General features: G+C 72.3%; 12 protein-coding genes. 8 read left to right on the forward strand and 4 right to left on the reverse strand.

Translation table 11 applies throughout. The annotated features are described in order from the left end of the window. Positions 1-69: 69 nt before the first annotated feature. Positions 70-480, reverse strand: a complete 411-nt coding sequence (locus tag AC5Y36_RS06550) for a GtrA family protein (protein ID WP_500040057.1) — start codon at positions 478-480, stop codon at positions 70-72. 88 nt (positions 481-568) lie between these two features. Here AC5Y36_RS06550 and AC5Y36_RS06555 point away from each other — a divergent pair, with 88 nt between their 5' ends. From AC5Y36_RS06555 to AC5Y36_RS06580, 6 genes are all read left to right on the forward strand, one after another. Next, positions 569-1,108 (forward strand): hypothetical protein, encoded by a 540-nt coding sequence (locus AC5Y36_RS06555; RefSeq protein WP_500040058.1) that lies wholly within the window; start codon positions 569-571, stop codon positions 1,106-1,108. A gap of 45 nt (positions 1,109-1,153) precedes the next feature. Further along, the gene (locus tag AC5Y36_RS06560) at positions 1,154-1,750 is read left to right on the forward strand and encodes a hypothetical protein (RefSeq protein ID WP_500040059.1); all 597 of its coding nucleotides are present in this window, start codon (positions 1,154-1,156) and stop codon (positions 1,748-1,750) included. A 226-nt stretch (positions 1,751-1,976) separates the two neighbouring features. Then, positions 1,977-8,372, forward strand: a complete 6,396-nt coding sequence (locus AC5Y36_RS06565) for a PE family protein (RefSeq protein ID WP_500040060.1) — start codon at positions 1,977-1,979, stop codon at positions 8,370-8,372. Between the two features lie 124 nt (positions 8,373-8,496). Continuing rightward, a complete protein-coding gene (locus AC5Y36_RS06570; protein ID WP_500040061.1) occupies positions 8,497-10,743 on the forward strand; it encodes a cellulase family glycosylhydrolase in 2,247 nt (748 codons plus the stop codon). 4 nt (positions 10,744-10,747) lie between these two features. Next, positions 10,748-12,787: a cellulase family glycosylhydrolase gene (locus AC5Y36_RS06575; RefSeq protein WP_500040062.1), complete on the forward strand. Its 2,040-nt coding sequence runs from the start codon at positions 10,748-10,750 to the stop codon at positions 12,785-12,787. Positions 12,788-12,880: 93 nt separating this feature from the next. Then, on the forward strand, positions 12,881-14,584 hold the full coding sequence (locus AC5Y36_RS06580) for a hypothetical protein (protein WP_500040063.1): 1,704 nt from the start codon (positions 12,881-12,883) through the stop codon (positions 14,582-14,584). Between the two features lie 14 nt (positions 14,585-14,598). Here AC5Y36_RS06580 and AC5Y36_RS06585 read toward each other — a convergent pair whose 3' ends face one another. Next, positions 14,599-17,493: a PE family protein gene (locus AC5Y36_RS06585; protein ID WP_500040064.1), complete on the reverse strand. Its 2,895-nt coding sequence runs from the start codon at positions 17,491-17,493 to the stop codon at positions 14,599-14,601. A 166-nt stretch (positions 17,494-17,659) separates the two neighbouring features. Beyond that, positions 17,660-18,556, reverse strand: a complete 897-nt coding sequence (locus tag AC5Y36_RS06590; RefSeq protein WP_500040065.1) for a hypothetical protein — start codon at positions 18,554-18,556, stop codon at positions 17,660-17,662. Positions 18,557-18,757: 201 nt separating this feature from the next. Here AC5Y36_RS06590 and AC5Y36_RS06595 point away from each other — a divergent pair, with 201 nt between their 5' ends. Both AC5Y36_RS06595 and AC5Y36_RS06600 read left to right on the forward strand, forming a co-directional pair. After that, positions 18,758-19,141, forward strand: coding sequence for a helix-turn-helix domain-containing protein (locus AC5Y36_RS06595; protein WP_500040066.1), 384 nt, complete (start codon positions 18,758-18,760; stop codon positions 19,139-19,141). Positions 19,142-19,318: 177 nt separating this feature from the next. Continuing rightward, positions 19,319-20,347 (forward strand): NAD(P)H-dependent amine dehydrogenase family protein, encoded by a 1,029-nt coding sequence (locus AC5Y36_RS06600; RefSeq protein ID WP_500040086.1) that lies wholly within the window; start codon positions 19,319-19,321, stop codon positions 20,345-20,347. A 9-nt stretch (positions 20,348-20,356) separates the two neighbouring features. Here the strand turns inward: AC5Y36_RS06600 and AC5Y36_RS06605 are convergent, their stop codons facing one another. Continuing rightward, positions 20,357-21,151 (reverse strand): SDR family NAD(P)-dependent oxidoreductase, encoded by a 795-nt coding sequence (locus tag AC5Y36_RS06605; RefSeq protein WP_500040067.1) that lies wholly within the window; start codon positions 21,149-21,151, stop codon positions 20,357-20,359. Between the last annotated feature and the right edge of the window lie 53 nt (positions 21,152-21,204).

Genomic DNA, 21,204 nt, shown 5'->3' on the forward strand with positions numbered 1-21,204 from the left:
AGCAGACGCAGAATCGCACGATTTGACCTTCAATCGTGCGATTCTGCGTCTGCTCACCGGAAAACCGGCTCAGCGCAGGCGGAAGATCACCGCACGCTGGACGACGAAGTTGATCACCGTGGCGGTGCCCTGGGCGATGACGAAGGACACCGCCACCGCCCACGTGCGGTAATCGAACAGGTGCAGGCACAGGTGGTTGAGGCCGACCTGAACCGCGAAGGTCAGCCCGTAGAGCACCATGACCGCGACGAAGCGGCGGGTGCTGGGCGCCGCCTGGAAGGTCCACCGCCGGTTGATCAGATAGGCGGTGATGGTGCCGGCGACCCAGCTCAGCATCTTCGCGGGATCCCACGCCAATCCCAACGCGTGCAGCGTCACATACAGCCCGAAGTCCACGACCGCCGAGAACCCGCCGGTGACCACGAACCGCCACACCTGGGTGGTGAGGTTCAGCGGCGGCGGCGGTACGACGTCGGTCATTGCCGGGATTTTACGGTGCGGGCCCATCCGGTGAACCGACGTGCGGGTTTGTCCACCACCGGCGAAGACCCGTTGATACCATCGCGCAATGCCTGACGCCGATGAGACCGAAGTCATCACCTCCACCGAGCACCCCAAGGGTGGCGCCGACAAGCTTTCGGGCCTGTCGTCGCAACGAACGATGGTGGTGGCGTTGGCCATCGCGGTGCTCGCGGTCGTGGCGGCCGGCGGCTGGTGGTGGTACTCGCGGCACTCGGCGTCCTACAGCGACGAGCAGGTCTCCGACGCGAAGGCCAAGGTGTGCACGCAGACCGCGCTGGTGCGTCAGGGCGTGGTGACCAACACCCACCTACAGAACCCGGTGAATGACGACCCGATCGGCGGGCTGGCGGTGGCGGCCAACGCCCGCCTGGCCCTCTCCGGCGGCGGTGCGTACCTGCATGACCTGCTGGAGAACACCCCGGCGACGCCGTCGGATCTGGCCGACGCCGTCGGCGGCATGGCCAACACGCTCGAGGAGCTCGGCGTGAGCTATCTGGCCGGGCAGCCCAACGACGCGCAAGTTCCGTTGCGACACAACCTCGACGAGCAGCTCAAGCAGGTCGCCGACATCTGCCAGCAGCAGTGAGGTCGGCCCGGCGGGTGACTTTCGCCACGTTGGTACGATCGCGCCATGTCTGACGACTCCGAGAACGAAACCACCGAAACCACCGAAACCTTCGACACCGAGCAGCCGGTGCGCAAGCGGCGTCCGCGCCCCAAGCCCGAGCCCGAGGTGGAGGAACCCGCGTCGTCGCAGCGGCTGATGGTGGTGGCGCTGGCGGTGGCAGCACTCGCGGTGATCGGCGCCGGTGGGTACTACTGGTACAGCCACAGTTCGTCCTCCTCGTCGTCTTCCTCTTCCTCGTCCTACAGCGAGCAAGAGAGAAATGACGCCAAGACCGATGTCTGCAAGGCGTCGGTGTCGGTGTTCCGTGCGGTCGCCCGCAACACCCACCTGCAGAATCCGGTGCAGAACGACCCGATCGGTTCGCTGGCGGTGGCGGCCAACGCCCGCCTGGCGCTGTCCAGCGGCGGGGCCTACCTCCGCAGCCGCCTGGCCGACGACCCGGCGACGCCGGACGACCTGGAGAAGGCCGTCAAGGGGCTGGCCGACACCCTGGAGGGGCTGGGGATCAGCTACCTCGCCGGTGAGCCCAACGAGGCCCGCGAGTCGCTGCGCCAGGACCTCGAGGGTCGGATCAAGACCGTCGGCGAGATCTGCAAGTAGCCTGTCGCACACAGGGCCCTTTCTAGGAACCGCTCAGGTTTCTTAAAGGGCCCTGTGGCGTTTCACCGCCCTCAACGTTTACGGCGGTCAGCCACCGTAATGACGCAGCCGAAACCGGTCTGGGGAGTTTCATTGCGGTAGCTCACGTCACCGTCTACCTTAAGACGCATTAAGAACCGTTTACCGGTTCGTCAGTTCGTGCTTAAGAAAGATTGGGGCAGCTGCAATGGCTGGTCGGCACCGCAGCAACGAGTCGCGTCGCAACAAGGCGCGTCAGCACCGCAACCGGGCGCTGGGCGCCGGCACTGCGGTCGGCGCGTTCCTGGCCTTCGGCATGACGCCGCTGGCCCCCGCGCCCCAGGCCCGGGCCGACGTGGACTTCGGCTGGCTGCTGGACCTGTTCGACCCGGCCGCGGCCGGCCCGGACGCCACCGCCGACGTCGCCGCCTGGTTCGACCCGGGCACCTGGACGGACCACCTGGACGCGGCGCCGCTGGCCGGCACCGATCCGTTCGACTGGACCACCCTGGTCAACGACTGGTTCTACGCCCCGCTCCACGACGGCCTCGAGCAGTGGATCCACAGCGATGTCGGGATGCAGGTCGACGGCTGGATCAACGAGATGGCCGGGCAGTACCTGATCGGTGACGGCGCGGACGGCGCGGACGGAACCGCCGTCAACCCGCTCGGCGGTGCGGGCGGGGCCGGCGGTCTGTGGTTCGGCGACGGCGGCGACGGCGGCGCGGGGTACGGCGACGCGGCCGGCGGCGACGGCGGCGCGGCCGGCTACTTCGGTGACGGCGGTGCCGGCGGGCTGGGCGGTATCGACGGCGGCGCCGGCGGAGACGGCGGCGCCGGGGGCTCCTACCTGGGTATCGGCGGCGACGGCGGCACCGGCGGGCACGGCGCCGCTGGTGGCGACGGCGGCGACGCCAACGGCTGGTTGTTCGGTATCGGCGGCATCGGCGGCGACGGCGGCGCGGGTGTGACCGGCCAGTCCGGCGCCGACGGCCTGTGGGCGGTCAACAACGGCGCCGGCGGCAACGGCGGGCACGGCGGCACCGGTGGAACCGGCGGAACCGGCGGCAGTAGCTCCTCGATCTTCGGCGCCGGCGGCAAGGGCGGCGCCGGCGGCGCCGCCGGAGAGGGCGGCGACGGCGGTCTCGGCGCGGCCGGTACCTTCTCCTCCCTCAATGGCGGGGTCGGCGGCAACGGCGGTGACGCCGGTGCGGCCGGAGCCGGCGGGCAGGGCGGCCACGGCAGCAGCCTCGGCTCCGAGGGCGCCACCGGTGTTTCCGGGGCCGTCGCCACCGGCGGCGGCAACGGCGGCGCCGGTGGCGCGGGTTACGACGCGACCAGCGCGGGGGCGGCCGGCGGCCACGGAGGGACCGGCGGTAACGGCGGCAACCTGGGTAACGGGGGTGCGGGTGGCGCCGGCGGCGACGGCGGCGACGGCGGCAACGGCTCCGCGGGTCTCGCCGCGGTCAACCCCGGCGACAACGGCGGCAACGCCGGCGACGGCACCGACGGCGGCGCCGGCGGCCACGGTGGCGCCGGCGGCCTGGGCGGTTCGCAGTCCGGCAACGGCGGCACCGGCGGTGCCGGCGGCCAGGGCGGCGCGGGTGGCAACGGCGGCTCCGGAGCCGACGGCGCGACCGGCGCCGACAGCGGCGGGACCGGCGGCAACGGCGGTCAGGGCGGTCTGGCGGGTCACGGCGGCGCCGGCGGTCAGGGCGGCGCCGGCGGCGGTGTCGCGTCCGGCGGCTCTGGTGCATCGGGCGCCAACGGCGACGGCGGCAACGGCGGTGCCGGCGGTAACGCCGGCGAGGGCGGCAACGGCGGCCAGGGGGGTAGCGGCGACGCCAACCACGCCCAGGGTGGCGCCGGCGGCAATGGCGGCGACCCCGGCGTCAAGGGCGCCGGCGGCTCCGGCGGCGCGGCGGGCACCGGCGGCGCGGCCGGCACCGGTCATGCCGGCCAGGACGGCGGGGCCGGCCAGTCCGCGACCGGCGGCAGCAACGGCGGCGACGGCGGCGACGGGTTCGACGTGACGGCCTACAACGCTGCCCACCCGACGGCGATGCTGTTCGGCGTGAGCGGCGGCTCCGGCGGGGCCGGCGGCAACGCCAGCCTGTTGCTCGGCAACGGCGGTGACGGCGGCGCCGGCGGCAGCGGCGGTGTCGGCGGCAACGGTGGTAATGGCGGCTTCAACGGCGGCAACGCCGGTAACGGCGGCCGCGGAGGCGACGGCGGCGCCGGCGGTGTCGGCAGCCTCAACGGCGGTCAGGGTGGCACCGGCGGGGCCGGCGGCGAGGGCGGCCAGGGCGGCACCGGCGGCCACGGCAACACCGGTGTCGGCGGCAACGGCGGCCAGGGCGGTGCGGCCGGCAAGGGTGGCATCGGCGGGGCCGGCGCGACCGGTGAGGCCGGCAGCTTCGCCGCCGGCGGCGACGGTAATGGCGGAACGGGCGGCGTCGGCGGCGACGGCGGCGCGGGTGGAACGGGTGGTCTGGGCGGTGCGGCCGGAACCGGCGGCGCCGGCAACGGCGTCGACGGCGGGCAGGGCGTCGGTGGTGACGGCGGCCAGGGCGGCCACGGCGGGACCGGCGGCACCGGCGCGATCGGCAGTACCGGCGGCACCGGGAACGCGGGCGCGTCCGGAACCTCGCAGAGCATCAACGGCGGAACCGGCGTGCAGGGTGACACCGGCAGCCAGGGCGGCGCCGGCGGTGACGGCGGCCAGGGCGGCCAGGGTGGTGCGGCCGGGGACGGCTCGACCAACGGCAATGTCGGTGCCGGCGGTTTCGGCGGTAACGGTGGCCAGGGTGGTCAGGGCGGCACCGGCGGCACCGGCGGTGTCGGCGGCGACGGCTTCAGCTCGGCCACGGCGGACGGCTCCGATGGCGGCAACGGTGGCTCCGGCGGCCAGGGCGGCGCCGGCGGCCAGGGCGGCACCGCCGGTAATGCCGGCGCCGGCGGCTTCGACGGCGACGGTCTCAACCAGGCCCTGTCCGGCTCCGGTGGCGCCGCCGGCGCCCAGGGTGTCGGCGGCAACGGCGGCACCGGCGGTGTCGGCGGCAACGGTGCCACCGGCGCGCTGGGCAACACGGGCGGCACCGGCAATGCGGGTACCGCCGGTGTCCTCGGCAACGTCGACGGCGGCCAGGGCGGCACCGGTGTCGACGGCTTCCAGGGCGGCACCGGCGGCAACGGTGGCTCCGGCGGCCAGGGCGGCGCCGTGGGTGCCGGAGCGGCCGGTGGCGTGGTCGGTTCCGGTGGCCTCGGCGGCAACGCCGGGTCCGGTGGCCAGGGCGGCACCGGCGGCACCGGCGGTGTCGGCGGTTCCGGTTACAGCTCGGCGGCTGCCGACGGTTCCACCGGTGGTAACGGTGGCGGCGGCGGCCAGGGCGGCGCCGGCGGCCAAGGCGGCGCGGCAGGCAGCGTCGGCGCCGGCGGCCTTGATGGCAGCGGCCTCAATCAGGCCCAGTCCGGGTCCGGTGGCACCGCCGGCACCCAGGGTGTGGGCGGCAACGGCGGCGCCGGCGGCGTCGGCGGCAACGGCGCCACCGGCACGACCGGCAACAACGGCGGCACCGGCGACGCCGGCACCGATGGTGTCCTGGGCAATGTCAACGGCGGCCAGGGCGGCACCGGTGTCGACGGCCTCCAGGGCGGCACCGGCGGTGACGGCGGATCCGGCGGTCAAGGCGGTGCGGTGGGTGCCGGCGCATCCGGCGGTCAGGTCGGCGCCGGCGGTATCGGCGGCAACGCCGGTAGCGGCGGCCAGGGCGGCACCGGCGGCACCGGCGGTGTCGGCGGCGCCGGCTACACCTCGGGCTCCGCGGATGGTTCCGCCGGTGGTGCCGGCGGTGACGGCGGCCAGGGTGGCGCCGGCGGCCAAGGCGGCGCGGCAGGCACCGCCGGTACCGGCGGTCTCGACGGCGGCGGTACCAACCAGGCCGACGCCGGCAGCGCCGCCGGCAGCGGCAGCCAGGGTGTGGGCGGCAACGGCGGCGCCGGCGGCGCCGGCGGTGACGGCGCCACCGGCACGACCGGCGGCAACGGCGGCACCGGCACCGCGGGCACGAACGGAACGCTGGGCAACGCCGACGGCGGTGTCGGTGGAACCGGTATCGCCGGTGACACCGGCGGCACCGGCGGCAACGGCGGTACCGGCGGTAAAGGCGGCGCGGTGGGTGCCGGCGCACCCGGCGGTCAGGTCGGCGCCGGCGGTGTCGGCGGCGACGCCGGGTCCGGCGGTCAGGGCGGCACCGGCGGCACCGGTGGTGTCGGCGGCAACGGCTACTCCTCGGCCACCGCGGACGGCTCCGATGGCGGCAACGGCGGTGCCGGCGGCCAGGGCGGCGCCGGCGGCCAGGGCGGCGCGGCGGGCAACGTCGGTACCGGTGGCCTCGATGGCTCCGGCAACAACCAGGCCGACGACGGCGCCGCAGGCGGCACCGGGTCCCAGGGCGTGGGCGGTAACGGTGGCTCCGGCGGCGTCGGCGGCAACGGCGCCACCGGCACGCTCGGCGGCAACGGCGGCACCGGAAGCGCGGGCACGAACGGAACGCTGGGCAACGCCGACGGCGGTGTCGGTGGAACCGGTATCGCCGGTGACACCGGCGGCACCGGCGGCAACGGCGGTACCGGCGGTCAGGGCGGCGCGGTGGGTGCCGGCGCACCCGGCGGTCAGGTCGGCGCCGGCGGTGTCGGCGGCGACGCGGGCTCCGGTGGTCAGGGCGGTACCGGCGGCACCGGTGGTGTCGGCGGCAGCGGCTACTCCTCGGCGACGGCCGATGGCACTGATGGCGGCAACGGCGGCGCAGGCGGCCAGGGCGGCGCGGGCGGCGGTGGTGGCTCCGCGGGCACCGCGGGCGTCGGCGGCTTCGACGGCGCCGGCAACAACCAGGCCGGCTCCGGCGGCACCGCAGGCTCCGGCACCCAGGGGGTGGGCGGCTCCGGCGGCGCAGGCGGTGTCGGCGGTAACGGCGCCACCGGCACGACCGGCGGCAGCGGCGGCACCGGCGGCGCGGGCACCGACGGAACGCTGGGCAACGTCGACGGCGGCCAGGGTGGAACCGGCATCGCCGGCGACACCGGCGGCGCCGGCGGCAACGGTGGTACCGGCGGTCAGGGTGGCGCCGTGGGTGCCGGCGCGGCCGGCGGCACAGTGGGCTCCGGTGGTGTCGGCGGCAACGCCGGCTCCGGAGGCCAGGGCGGAACCGGCGGCACCGGCGGCGTCGGCGGTTCCGGTTACAGCTCGACGGCCGCCGACGGCACCAACGGCGGCGCCGGTGGTACCGGCGGAACCGGCGGCGCGGGCGGCACCGGGGGCAGTGCGGGCTCCGCCGGCGCCGGCGGCCTCGACGGCGCCGGCAACAACCAAGCCGGCTCCGGCGGCACCGGAAGCACCGGCACGCAGGGTGTCGGCGGCAACGGCGGCGCAGGCGGTGTCGGCGGCAACGGCGCCACCGGCACGACCGGCGGCGACGGCGGCAACGGGGGCGTCGGCAGCGCCGGCACGGCGGGCAATGTCGACGGCGGCGCCGGCGGCAAGGGCGATGACGGCCTGCAGGGCGGCGCCGGCGGCAACGGCGGATCCGGTGGCCAGGGCGGCGCGGTCGGTACCGGGGCGGCCGGCGGCGTGGTCGGCGCCGGTGGCGTCGGCGGCGACGCCGGTAACGGTGGCACCGGCGGCAACGGTGGCACCGGCGGTGTTGGTGGCAGCGGCTACACCTCCACCGCCACCGACGGCACCGACGGTGGTGCCGGTGGGATCGGTGGCGCCGGCGGTAACGGCGGCACCGGCGGCGCCGCGGGCACCGTGGGTGCCGGTGGCTTCGACGGCGCCGGCGGCAGCCAGTCCGGATCGGGCAACACCGGCAGCGCCGGCGTTCAGGGCAACGGCGGCACCGGTGGGGCTGGTGGCGACGGCGGAAGCGGAGCCGCGGGCACCGACGGCACCAGCGCGGTGCCCGACGGCCAGGCCGGCGGTGACGGCGGCGCCGGCGGCACCGGTGGCAGCGGCGGTAACGGCACGGTTGCCGGTGCTGGTGGCGCGGCCGGTGATGGGGGCTCCGGCGCCGTTGGTGGCAGCGGCTACACCGGCGCCGACGGCGTCTGGGGCACCGCGGGTTCCGGTGGCGTCGACGGCGCCGGCCAGGACGCCGGCGACGGCGGCAACGGCGGCAACGGCGGTGCGGGCGGCAACGGCGGGGCCGGCGGCAACGGCGCCGGCGGCACCACGGGCGCCACTGGAGCGGCCGGCAGCGGCGGCGACGGCGGCAACGCCGGCACGCCGGGCGACGGTGGCAACGGCGCGGCCGGCGTCGACACCCACCCGAACGGCGGTGACGGCGGCAACGGCGGCAACGTCGGCACGGCGGGCACGGCCGGCGGCGCCGGCACCGGATCCGGCACACCGACCGGTGGTACGGCCGGCACCGTGCCGTCCGGGCCGCTCGGCAATGGCGGCGACGGCGGCGACGGGTACGACAACCCGACCGGCTCCGGCGGCAACGGCGGCAACGGTGGCGACGGCGGCGACATCGGTAACGGCGGCAACGGTGGCCAGGGCGGCACCGGTGGCAACGGCCAGGACGGCGCCGACGGCAGCTAACCGGTTGAGTCACGCGACGGCGGCCGTTGTCCACCCGGGCAACGGCCGCCGTTGTCTTATTCGCAATTCACCCGATTGGCGATCAATTACGAATTACTAAGTATCGGTTGACGTTACATTCAGGTTGCGTAAAGTACTTGGGGTCTACAACGGAGAGGACGCCCTGGTGAATGCGCGGCTGAGGAAGCGTTGTCAGGCCTTCGGACTCGGCGCGACACTCAGCCTCTCAACCGCGCTGGCGTTGACGCCGGCAGCCGCACCGCAAGCGCACGCGGAAGGCTTCGAGGACGTCCTCGACCAGCTCATCTCCCCGTTCACCGATTCGGCCACGCACCACGTCGACTGGGACGCACTGCTCAGCCCGACCGCCTGGGAGGCGTTCCTCGAGCCGACGCACTGGGGCGTGGCGTTCAACCAGGCCGTCGCCGTGGAGGCCCTCGACGCCAACTCCTGGTTCGAGCAGGCCATCTACCTGCCGCTGCACGCCGGCGTCGAGGACTGGATTCACAGCGACCTCGGCCAGCAGGTGAATGGCCTCATCAACCAGCTGTTGGGTTCCTACGCGATCGGTGACGGCCTCGCCGGCACCGCGGAGAACCCCAACGGCGGCGACGGCGGCTGGCTGTTCGGCGACGGCGGCGCCGGCTACAACGGCGGCGACGGCGGCGACGCGAGCTGGTTCGGCAACGGCGGGGCCGGCGGCGACGGCGCGGCCGGGTCGGCCGGCGGTGCAGGCGGCGACGGCGGCTCCCTGCTGGGCGTCGGGGGCGCCGGCGGCAACGGCGGCGACGGTGTCGATGGCGGCTTCGGCGGCAACGGCGGCGACGCGACCGGACTGTGGGGTTTCGGCGGCGACGGCGGCGATGCCGGCAACAGCGGTGTGGGAGGCGACGCCACCGGTCTGCCGGCCCTCGGCGGTGCCGGCGGTAACGGCGGGATGTTCGGCGAGCACGGCGCCGTCGGCCACTTCGGTACCCTCGGCGACGCGGCCAGCCCGGCCGCCAACGGCGGCATCACCGTCACCGGCAACTGGCTCACCGACGACCAGGGCCGCGTCGTGATCCTGCACGGCACCAACGAGGTCTACAAGATCGCGCCCTATGAGCCGTCCGCGGAGGGGTTCGACGCCGATGACGCGGCGTTCCTGGCCGCCAACGGATTCAACGCGGTTCGGGTCGGCGTCGAATGGGCCGGCGTCGAGCCGCAGCCCGGCGTCATCGACTACGACTACCTGGCCTCGATCGCCCAGACGGTGAAGATCCTGGGCGATCACCACATCGTCGCGATCCTCGACATGCACCAGGACCTGTACAGCAACATCGAGGGCGCCGGCAACGGCGCACCGGATTGGGCGACCGACACCGGCGGCCTGACCCACGTCGACGCGCCGTTCCCGTTCGGCTACGCCCTGGACCCCGCGCAGAACCATGCCTGGGATTCGTTCTGGGCCAACGAGAAGGCCTCCGACGGGATGGGTCTGCAGAACCACTACGCCCTGATGTGGGAACACGTCGCGCACTATTTCGCGGGCGACACCAACGTGGCCGGCTACGAGCTGATGAACGAGCCGTGGCCCGGCGGCGCGCAGGCGCTGCCCAGCCTGTTGGGCGGTACGCACTTCGACGCCCAACAGCTGACCCCGTTCTACAACCAGATCACGATGGCGATCCGCGCCGTCGACCCGACCACCCCGGTGTTCTTCGAACCGACTGTGCTGACCCAGCTTTCCGTCCCGACCCAACTCGGCACAATCGACGACCCGTACGCCGTCCTGTCGTTCCACGACTACTGCCCGGTCACCGGGTTCGGTCCGCTGGAGTCGCTGTGCGACCTGCTGGTGGACAGCCAGATGAATATCGCCATGAGCTATGCGCAGGCGCACAACATCCCGGCGCTGCTCACCGAGTTCGGTGCCGTCGACTCCACCTCGACCATCACACACGTGCTCGACGGCACCAACGCCAACCAGATCGGCTGGCTGCAGTGGGCCTACACCGAGGGCTTGGTCAACGACCCGAGCCAGCCGTTGACCGGCGACAACGTGCACACCGGGATGCTGGACACACTCTCGCAGCCCTACCCGCAGGCGGTGGCCGGGACCCCCACGTCGTGGTCATTCACCGACGGCACCTTCCAGCTGAGCTACTCCACCGAGATGGCCGGCGGACAAGGCAGTTTCGCGGCGGGCTCGCAGACCGAGATCTCGGTGCCGGCCAGCCAGTTCCCCAACGGCTACACCGTCTCGGTCACCGGCGGGCACGTGGTCTCCGCCCCCAACTCCGATCAGCTGATCATCGCGTCGGACTCCGGCGCCGGCAGCGTCACCGTCACTGTCAGCTCGGCCCTGGTAGGCAGGGCAGGAGGGGGATAACCCGATGAAGCGCAGCCTGATCGCCGCAGCGACGCTCTGTACGGCGCTGGGCCTGACACCGTCGGCCCCGACGGCGCACGCGGACGGCATCGAGGACCTCTTCGATGACATCCTGTCACCGTTGGTCGATTCCACCGCCAACGGCGGCGGTTGGGACGCGCTGCTGAACCCGGCCACTGTCGAGGCCGTGGACCCGGCCACCTGGTTCGAGCAGGCCATCTACCTGCCGCTGCACGCCGGCGTCGAGGACTGGATCCACAGCGACCTCGGCCAGCAGGTGGACGGCTTCATCAACCAGTTGTTGGGTTCCTACGCGATCGGTGACGGCGTCGCCGGCACCGCGGAGAATCCCGACGGCGGCGCCGGCGGCTGGCTGTTCGGCGACGGCGGCGCCGGCTATAACGGCGCCGACGGCGGCGACGCGGCCTGGTTCGGCAACGGCGGGGCCGGCGGCGACGGCGGTGACGGGATGGCCGGAGGCGACGGCGGCGACGGCGGCTGGTGGCTGGGCAACGGCGGTGACGGTGGGGCCGGCGGCGACACCGCCGACGGTGGTCCCGGCGTATTGCCCGCCCTCGGTGGCGCCGGCGGGGACGGCGGCATGATCGGCACACACGGCGCGGTCGGGCATTTCGGCACGATCGCCGGACAGCCGGTGGACGCCGACGGAGACGGGCTGAGCACCACCGGAACCTGGATCACCGACAGCGACGGTCGGGTCGTCATCCTGCACGGCCTGAACCAGGTGTACAAGATCCCACCGTATGAGCCGTCGGCCGACGGATTCAGCGACGACGACGCGGCCTTCCTGGCCGACAACGGATTCAACGTGGTGCGCCTGGGCGTGATCTGGGCCGGGGTGGAACCCGAGCCCGGTGTGTTCGACCAGAACTACCTGGCGTCGATCGAGAGCACCGTGCAGACGCTGGCCGCCCACAACATCCGGGTCATCCTCGACTTCCACCAGGACATGTACAACGAACAGTTCCAGGGCGAAGGCGCCCCGGCGTGGGCGGTGCAGGACGGCGGGCTGCCCAACCCGCAGTTCGGCTTCCCGTTCAACTACTTCTTCAACCCGGCGGAGAATCACGCCTGGGATGCCTTCTGGGGCAACGCCAAAGCCGCCGACGATGTCGGCCTGCAGAACCACTATGCGCAAGCCTGGCAGCAGGTGGCCAGCTACTTCAGCGGCAACTCGAACGTGGCCGGCTACGAGATCATCAACGAACCGTGGGCGGGCTCGCAGGCGCTGCCCAGCGTGCTGGGCAACACCCACTTCGATGCCCAGGAGCTGACTCCGTTCTACAACCAGATCGCCTCGGCGATCCGATCGGTGGACCCGAACACCCCGGTGCTGTTCGAGCCCAATGTGCTGTTCAACTCGATGGCGCCCACCCATCTGGGGACCGTCGACGATCCGCACGCCATCTTCGCGTTCCACAACTACTGCATCGCCAACTCGGTGCTGGGCATCGACTTCCTGTGCCCGCTCACCGACGACATCATTCTGGGCAATGCCGCGGATTACGCCAACGCCCAGAACATTCCGGCGCTGATGACCGAATTCGGGGCCACCGACAATTCGAATGTGATCGCCGAGATGCTGGGTGTGACCAACCCGTACAAGTTCGGCTGGACCGAGTGGGCGTATACCGGCAACGACATCACCAGCAGCTCCCCCAACGGGCAGGCGCTGGTCTTCGACCCCAGCCAGCCGCCGGTCGGCGACAACGTCGACGCCACCAAGCTGGCGACGCTGGCCGAGCCGTACCCGCAGGTGGTGTCGGGCACCCCGACCGGATGGTCATTCACCAACGGCACCTTCAACTTCAGCTACTCGACCGAGATGGCTTCCGGGACGGGCAGCTTCGCCGACGGTGCACAAACGCAGATCTCGGTGCCCACCGTGGAGTACCCGAACGGCTACACGGTGGCGGTGACCGGCGGACACGTCGTCTCGGCACCCAACGCACCCGTGCTGATCATCGCGTCGGACGCCGGTGCGGGCACCGTCAGCGTCGTGGTGAACGCGGCCACCGGCTGACCCGATCACCGTCGGCGAATTAGGGTAGCCGGGCGCCCAGAATGGGGTAATCAACTGCCTGCGTGGGCCATCTGAGCGGCTCATACTCCGACCATGCCTATCGAGCAGCGGATGGTCATCAGTGTCGTCGACGAGCTCCCGGACGTTCTCCCGATCATCACCTATCAGCGTGACCAGCACTCGTGTACCGGGGCCTGGTCGCGCCCGAACGTTCCGGCGCTGGTCTTCGCCGACAACTCCCACGACGGCTCGCCGGTGACGTTTCATCACGGCGTGGTCGGCGGCGCGCACACGCCGGTGCAGTTGGTGTTCTGGGGCGATTGGTGGAACGGTGCCGGCGCCGGTCAACGTGACCTGATCACCGCGCGCACCCAATCCCTGTTGTCCAGCCGCTATTTCAGCGAGCTGGCCCAGTATTACATCAGCGGCGCCCCCGCCTGGCGCGGCTCGGTCATCGTCACCTCGCCGGCGCCGCCGCTGGGCGCGGTGGACTCCACCACCGTGATGCGGCGGGTGCTGGGCCTGATCGAGGACAGCATCGACGACGGTGTGTTCCCCGATCCCGACGACGGGCCGCGAATCGCGTTCATCGTGCTGATGCCGCAGGGATTTACCGTGGCCGGCGGCGGTGTCGCGGGTGCCCATTCCACCGACTACACCTTCGACTTCCCGTTCGACGCGGACCGGTACTGGGCGGGGTGGGTGCGTTATTTCAACCCGGCCACCGAGGACCCCGAGCTGACCATGTCGACGCTGGGGCACGAGTTGGTGGAGATGCTGACCGACCCGGAGGCCGACGGCTGGCGGCGGGATCCGCTGGACTCCAGCTGTGAGATCGCCGATTGGAGCGATTCGACCGTCAGCGGCGGCGCGGTTCGACAGCGCGCGTGGGTCAACGATGTTCGCGTTCAGTCGTATTGGTCGATCCGCCATAACGCCACCGTGCTGCCGATCGACGACGACTACGGCGCGCAACTCGAGGCGACCGTGTCGGAGTCCAGCCGCCGGGAGGTGTCGCGCGGCACGGTGGCCTCCGACCCCGCGGTGCGCCGGGCGTGCGCGACGGTACCGGCGTGCTGCATCGATGACAGCCGCTACGAGTACGTCGGGTACTCGTTGTCGGAGGCCGCGCAGATCCAGGTGAACACCACCCGCTACCGCACCCCGCGGGCGAGCTGGAGCATCCACGGCACACCGGTTTCCGGTTCGGGCAGCCTGAGTATCGACCTTCCGGTGGATGGCTTCGACGGGCAGACTCCGGTGTCCTCGGTGCAGCGGGTGACGATCGGCTACACCACCTCGGACGCGGTGCTGGATCTGACCGTCGCCGATCCCGGCGGCAACTTCGACCTGGCAGTCAGCTGCAGTGTCGTCGACGCTTCCATCGTGGGAAACGTCGCCACCAACGTGATCGCGAAACCCAGTATCGTCGTCGGGTTCGTCGGCGCCGAGGTGGTGGCCGACGCGGGTTACCTTGCCGCGCTGCGGCGCTGCTACAAGGGAATGCTGGACAAGTACACCGGCCTCTACGAGCCGATGGGGCGGCCCGGTCCCGGTGATCCGATCAAGTTCGATCCGACGGTCCTCAACATGGGCCTGCCGGTCTATGCCGGGCTGGCCGGTCATCAGCAGTTGCAGGAGACGGGCAAGCTGATCCGCGCGGCCGGGCATCTGTTGGAGCCCGACGACGCGTCGGTTTTTGTCGGGCATCTGCTTCGCTCGCAGCCCGCGCTGACCCGCACCCTGCAGGCCCGCGGGCTGTCGAACGTCGTTTCGTCGCTGCTGTCCTTCGGCTGAAATCCGGGCGCGGCTTATCCGGGGGTGCCCGGGCTGCCGGGGTCGCCGTTGAGGCCGCCATCGCCGCCGTTGCCGCCGGGGTTGCCGTTGGCACCCAGGCTGCCGTTGCCGCCATCGCCACCGACCCCACCGACGCCGCCGGGGCCGAGAACCGATCCGGGGCCGCCGTCGCCACCGAAGCCACCGCGACCGCCGATGCCGGTGCTGCCGGTGCTCGCGCTGCCGTCGCCGCCGGTGCCGCCGGACCCGCCGTCACCGCCGGTGTTGCCCTGGCCGCCGAAGCCGCCACCACCGCCACCACCACCGCGGCCACCGCCGGCCGCCGACGTCCCTCCGGCGCTGGTGGTGCTACCGGCTCCGCCCGAACCCCCCGCGCCGCCGTCGCCGCCGCTGCTCGCGTCGGTGCCTGGCCCACCGTGGCCGCCCGCGCCGCCATCGCCGCCCGCGCCGCCGACACCGGTGCTGTTGTAGCTGGAACCGCCGATGCCGCCCCACCCGCCGCGGCCGCCGTAACCGAAGTAGCCCGCGTCGCCGCCGTCGCCGCCCGTGCCCCCGTCGCCGCCGTCGACCGCGGACGACGTTCCTTGGACCGCGTTGCCACCGAACCCGCCTACGCCGCCGTCGCCGACCAGCCCGGCGTGACCGCCATCCCCACCTTTGCCACCGTTGATGCCGGCTCCGCCGTTGCCGCCCACGCCACCGCTGCCGCCGGCACCGGTAACGCCGAAGCTGCTGCCGGACTGACCGTTACCGCCGTGCCCGCCGTTGCCGCTGTCACCGCCGGCGCCGCCGGATCCGCCCACTCCGGGATCGCCGCCGTGGCCCCCGTCCCCGCCGGTGCCGCCGTCCGCGGTGGTGGTTCCGCCGCCGTCACCACCGACGCCGCCACTACCGCCGTCCCCGCTGTCGCCACCGTCGCCGCCGTGCCCGCCGGCACCGTGGTTGCCGTTGCTGTACCCGGCGGCGTGCGCGGTTCCGCCGGCACCTCCGTCGCCGCCGGCTCCCCCGTCTCCGCCCTTGCCGCCGTCGCCGCCGGTACCTCCTGATCCCCCGGTGGCGCCGGGGGCGCCCACGAACCCGTTGCCGCCGTTGCCGCCGTTGCCACCGTCACCGCCGTCGGCGCCATTGCCTCCCGCACCACCGGCACCGCCGTTCCCGCTGATCGTGCCGCCGTCGCCGCCGGCTCCCCCGGACCCGCCGGCGCCACCGGCGTGCCCGGCATTGCCGACGTTGCCGACCGCGCCGGACTCGCCGGGTGTGGTGCCGTTGGCGCCGGGGCCCGCAGCGTCGCCGGCCGTTCCGGCTTTGCCGTCCCCACCGGCCCCGCCACTCCCGCCATTGCCGACACTGCCGCCGTTACCGCCGGCCCCGCCGTTGCCGCCGGCCGCCCCCGCTGCCGCGGCGTCGAAGCCGTCACCACCCTTGCCTCCGTTGCCGCCGCCGGTGACGTCGGCGCCGTTGCCGGCGTCGAGGCCATGACTTCCGGTGCCCGCCGCCCCGGCGGTCCCGGCTGCACCACCGTGACCGCCGATCCCAACGTCGCCGGGGTTGCCGCCGTTACCACCGCTGCCGCCATCGAGATGCATGGCGGTACCCGCCGCGCCGTCATGTCCGTCTCCGGGGGTGCCGGCATCTCCACCGGTGCCACCCGCGCCGCCATCGCCGTTGGCGCCCGCGGCGGTGGCCGACGCGCCGCCGGACCCGCCCGCGCCGCCGGTGCCCCCGGCACCACCCGCGCCACCGTTGCCGCCGTCCAGGAACGCGGTGGTGCCGGTCGCGCCGGCGCCTCCCGAGCCGCCGGACCCCGCGTCACCACCGACACCTCCGGCACCGCCGGCGCCGTCCGTGCCCGCGACACCGGAGGCGGCGGTCCCCCCGGACCCGCCGGATCCGCCGCTGCCGCCGGCACCACCGTCGCCGCCCTTGCCACCGTCACCGCCGACGCCGAGGGCTGCACCGGCCACGCCCGCTGCGCCGGCGGCGCCGGTCCCCCCGGTGCCGCCGTTCCCGGCAGCACCGCCGGCGCCACCCAGCCCGCCGTCGCCGTACAAACCGGCCGCGCTGCCGCCGATACCGCCGGCCCCGCCGTTGCCGCCGATGTCGCCGATCGCACCGTCGGCACCCGCGGTGGTGCCGGAATCGCCGTCGGCGCCCGGTGCACCCGCACCGCCGGCTCCCCCGGCCCCGCCGTTGCCGAACAGCCAGCCCAGTGCGGCGCCCCCGGCGCCACCATCGCCGCCGGCATCACCGCTTTCGGCCGCACCGCCAGCGCCCCCGGCGCCGCCCAGACCCAGGAACGATCCCCCGGCCCCACCGACACCGCCGGCCAGACCCACATCGCCGGCGCCGCCGGCGCCGCCGTCACCGATCCATCCGGCCGCGCCGCCGGCCCCGCCCAGGCCGTCGTAGCCGTCACCGCCGTCGCCGAACCACAGGCCGGCCGCGCCGCCATCGGGGTGTTCGAGGGTGCCGTCGACCCCGTTGCCGATCAGCAGTTGCCCCGGGGACAGGGAGTTGATAAAGCCGTCGACGGCCTGACCGAACGGGCTGGCCATCCAGCCCTGGACGGCCTCGTGCAGCGGGTCGTAGATCCAGGTTTCGAACAGCATCGCGTCGTCGGCCGCCGGCAGAACGGGAGCCTCGGCCAGCACCGGCAGCGTCCAGGTGTCACTCCAGGTCGAGGGATCGAGCCAGCCGAACGGGTCGGCGCCGTCCGCTGGTGCCACCGAGGTGGCATTGACCACCGGATCGAAGATCAGGTCGATGAAGTCGGCCAGCGGGTCCGCATGGACCGGCGGCGCCAGCGGCGCCATCCCGAACGCCGCCAATGCCCCGGCAGCGGTGCCCAGACCGATCCGGCGACGGCCGGCCGCGACGCGGTGACGGTTGGCGCGACGGTGACCAGTCATCAGTGCCCCCCACATCCGCCCCCCAAGCGCAGGGCGACTAAGTGATAACCGACTCAGTCTTCAGTCGCCGCTCAGGGAGCTCATAGGGTAATCGCCTACTCCAATTTGGGCGGGCTCGCAGGTCCGGCTCCGGTCGGCGAGGAAGCGTCAGCAGGCAGAGGGTGAATTACGCCCGGATTGCGCTACTTCCGTACGGCTGGGTCTCGGATCCCGCCAGCGCGACGAAATTGATGATGGGGCCGATGTCGTAGGTGTAGTGCGCGGCGCCGGGGCCGGCTTGCGCGAACAAGCCGCCGTTGATGATCGCCTCGATGATGGGGATGAGCTCGAGCCCCAGGGTGGCGACGACGCCGATCACCTCCAGGATGATCTGGAAAATATCGGCCGCGGTGACGTTCTGGACGATGTTGTAGATATTCGTCTCGACCACACCGGTTGGGGCTTCAGCCGTCCACGGATTGGGCCCGACCGGACAGTCGGCGTACAGGTCGTTTCCGTTGCCGATCGTGTTGACGAATTCTCCCCAGTAGTGCCGCACCGTCTTACTCACCGGCACATACACCGCGGGCTGAAGGTCATCCGGGCCCGCGATGCCACCGGTCACGACGCCGTCCACGTAGGCGGGATCGGGCCATCCCGCGAAATCGTTTCCCGACGCGAAACCAGGTGTTCTGCAGGGATTCCCCCACGTCGCCACGGCCACGATATCGGGCCAGCGGGCGTGGCATTCCCCACTCGGGTTGACCACGTGATCCCTCATGAAGTGCGACACGACGATGGCACCTTGGCTATAGCCCAACAGAATTATGCCCTGCCCCACCGGGTTTCCCGGAGGGTAGACGTCGTTGACGAGTCGAATCAGTTCCCGCACACCGTCTTCGACCGACGGACCCATCGGGAACGGGGCGGCGGGATAGTTACCGACCGGCTGCCAGAAGAACGGACCGCTGTTTCCGCTGGCTACGCCGGGCAGAGCGTTCGCGACGGCAGCCGGTTGCGGCGGCGTCTGGTCCCACATATTGGTGCCGGTTCCGCTGACGGTCATGACCACGTGCTGAGCCATTTCCCCTCCTCGACGGTCGAAGGCATCGGGATCTCGCCCGAACGGCCTACTTTCGAAGCTACGCCGGTGACGGCGCGCCGTCGGGGTGCGCACGGCGACCGCGCCATCCCCACCCGACGCACGCAGAGGCGCATTTGAATCCGCAAACTGCTACGAAATGTAGACTGCATATCGGAACCATGCAGTGCAGAGGAGGGCCTCATGACGCAGGCTTCAGCGGACTCCGGAGCGACGCAGGGGCGCGCCCACGAACCCGGCGCGGTCAGCTATCAGCAGGTCATCGCCGAGGTCACCAAGGCGGGCATCACGCAGGCCGAACTGGCCGAAGCGGTCGGCTCGGGGACCCGGGCGGTGCAGAACTGGGCCAGCGGCCAGAACATGCCGCGCGGCACGACGATCGAACGACTCCTGGACGTCCACACGGTAGTGCGACTGCTCAGCGACACCTACACCGATGAAGGGGTCAACATCTGGCTACACTCCCGCAACCGCAACCTGGAGATGCGCCGACCGATCGACCTGATCAGGGATGGCGCGATCGAGCAGGTCATCGACCAAGCCAATTGGGTGGCGGGCGGTATGTAGCCGATGGCCATCGAGCTGGCCAAGGCTACCCGCACCCACGTCGATGGCGTCTGGCAGCGAAACTCGGGCGAGTAGCGTCAGCAAGGCGGCAAGCGCCACCCCCGCCCCAGTACCCCAGCGAAGGAGACAGCGTTGTCTAAGCGAATCGTGTTGTGGGGCACCGGATTCGTCGGTCGAATGGTGCTGGCTGAGGCGATCGGCCACCCGGAGTTCGAGGTGGTCGGCGTCGGTGTCTCCAACCCCGCCAAGGTCGGCGCCGATGCCGCCCATCTCGCCGGTCTTGACGACCCGATCGGTGTCGCCGCGACCGACGACGTCGACGCGCTGATCGCGCTTCACCCCGACGGCCTAGTCCATTACGGCCCCACCGCCGCGCACGCCGACGACAACATCACCCTGATCAGCCGCTTCCTGCGCGCCGGGATCGACGTGTGTTCCACCGCCATGACGCCGTGGGTGTGGCCGGGCCTGAAGCTGACGCCGCCGAGTTGGATCAACCCGATCACCGCGGCGTGCGATGAGGGTGGTGCGTCATGCTTCACCACCGGCATCGATCCCGGTTTCGCCAACGACCTGTTCCCGATGACATTGATGGGGTTGTGCTCGCAGGTCCGCAGCGTGCGGGCTTCCGAGTTGCTGGACTACACCAACTACGAAGGCGACTACGAGACCGAGATGGGAATCGGGCGCGAGCCGGAGTTCCGGCCGCTGCTGCAGATTCCCGAGGTGCTGATCATGGCGTGGGGCGCCACGGTCCCGATGATCGCCCACGCGGCCGGGATCGAGCTCGATGAGATCACCACGACCTGGGACAAGTGGGTGACCCCGACCGAACGCCAGACCGTCAAGGGTCCGATCAAGGCCGGACATGTTGCCGCCGTGCGGTTCACGATCAACGGCGTCTACCGCGGGCAGACCCGGATCCAGCTGGAGCACGTCAACCGCATCGGGCTCGACGCCGCCCCCGACTGGCCGTCGGGCACCCAGGACGATGTCTACCGGGTGGATATCGAAGGCACGCCGAGCATTTCGCAGGAGACCGCGTTCCGGTTCACCGACGGCTCCGGGCGCGATGCCGCGGCAGCCGGTTGTCTGGCAACAGGTTTGCGGACGCTCAATGCCGTTCCCGCCGTCAACGAGCTGCCGCCGGGTTGGGTTACCGCATTGGATCTGCCGCTGATTCCCGGCTACGGGACCATCCGGTAGGTGCATGGCCTATCGCGCGTGCCGCAGCCGCTCACTCAACTGGTCGGCGTAGGCCAGCGCGTCTTTCCTGCCGGTGAGTCGCGCGATCAGCGCCGGCGCGGTGCCCCCGAACCTGGCCAGGAATCGGACCGCGGCATCAGCGGCATCGACTTCGCCGCGGTCGTTTTCGATGGCGGTGATCACCGCCCGCGCGACGGTGTCCGACGACACCCCCTTGACGCCCGGTGCGACCGGGATGTGGGCGTCCGCCAGCATGCCGGCATCGGTGACCGACCCAGGAAAGACCACCGAGGCGCTCACCCCGGTGCCGCGAAGATCCTGGCGAAGCGATGCGCAAAACCCCCGCAGGCCGTACTTGGTGGCGGCGTAGATCGATGATCGGGCGGTGGGCAGCTTGCCGGAGATCGACGAGATGTACACGAAATGACCGTGTTTGCGACCCAGCATCCCGGGCAGCAGGTGCTGGGTCATCAGCATGGGCACCCGCAGGTTCACCTCGAGCGCGCGGTCCAGTTGCACCGGCGTGAAGGCATCGAGCCGACCGGTGGCGGGGAGCGCGGCATTGGCAACCACGATGTCGGTGTCCGCCAGGCGAGCGGTGAGTTCGGTTACCTGGCCACGATCCGCCAGGTCGCAGACGATGACCTGTGCGCCATCCAACTCCGACGCCAGCGCCTGCAGCGCGTCGGCTCGTCGGCCGGTCAGGATCACGCGTGCGCCGCGCGCGTGCAGCGCCCGGGCGATTGCGGTACCCAGGCCCCCGGCGGCGCCGGTGACCACCGCCTCGGCACCGTTGATCTTCATGGCCGCCTCCCGCTCTGTATCAGGAACCGTAGACCCCTTGGCAACCGAGGTCA

It is taken from the genome of Mycobacterium sp. NGS50, assembly GCF_059812545.1.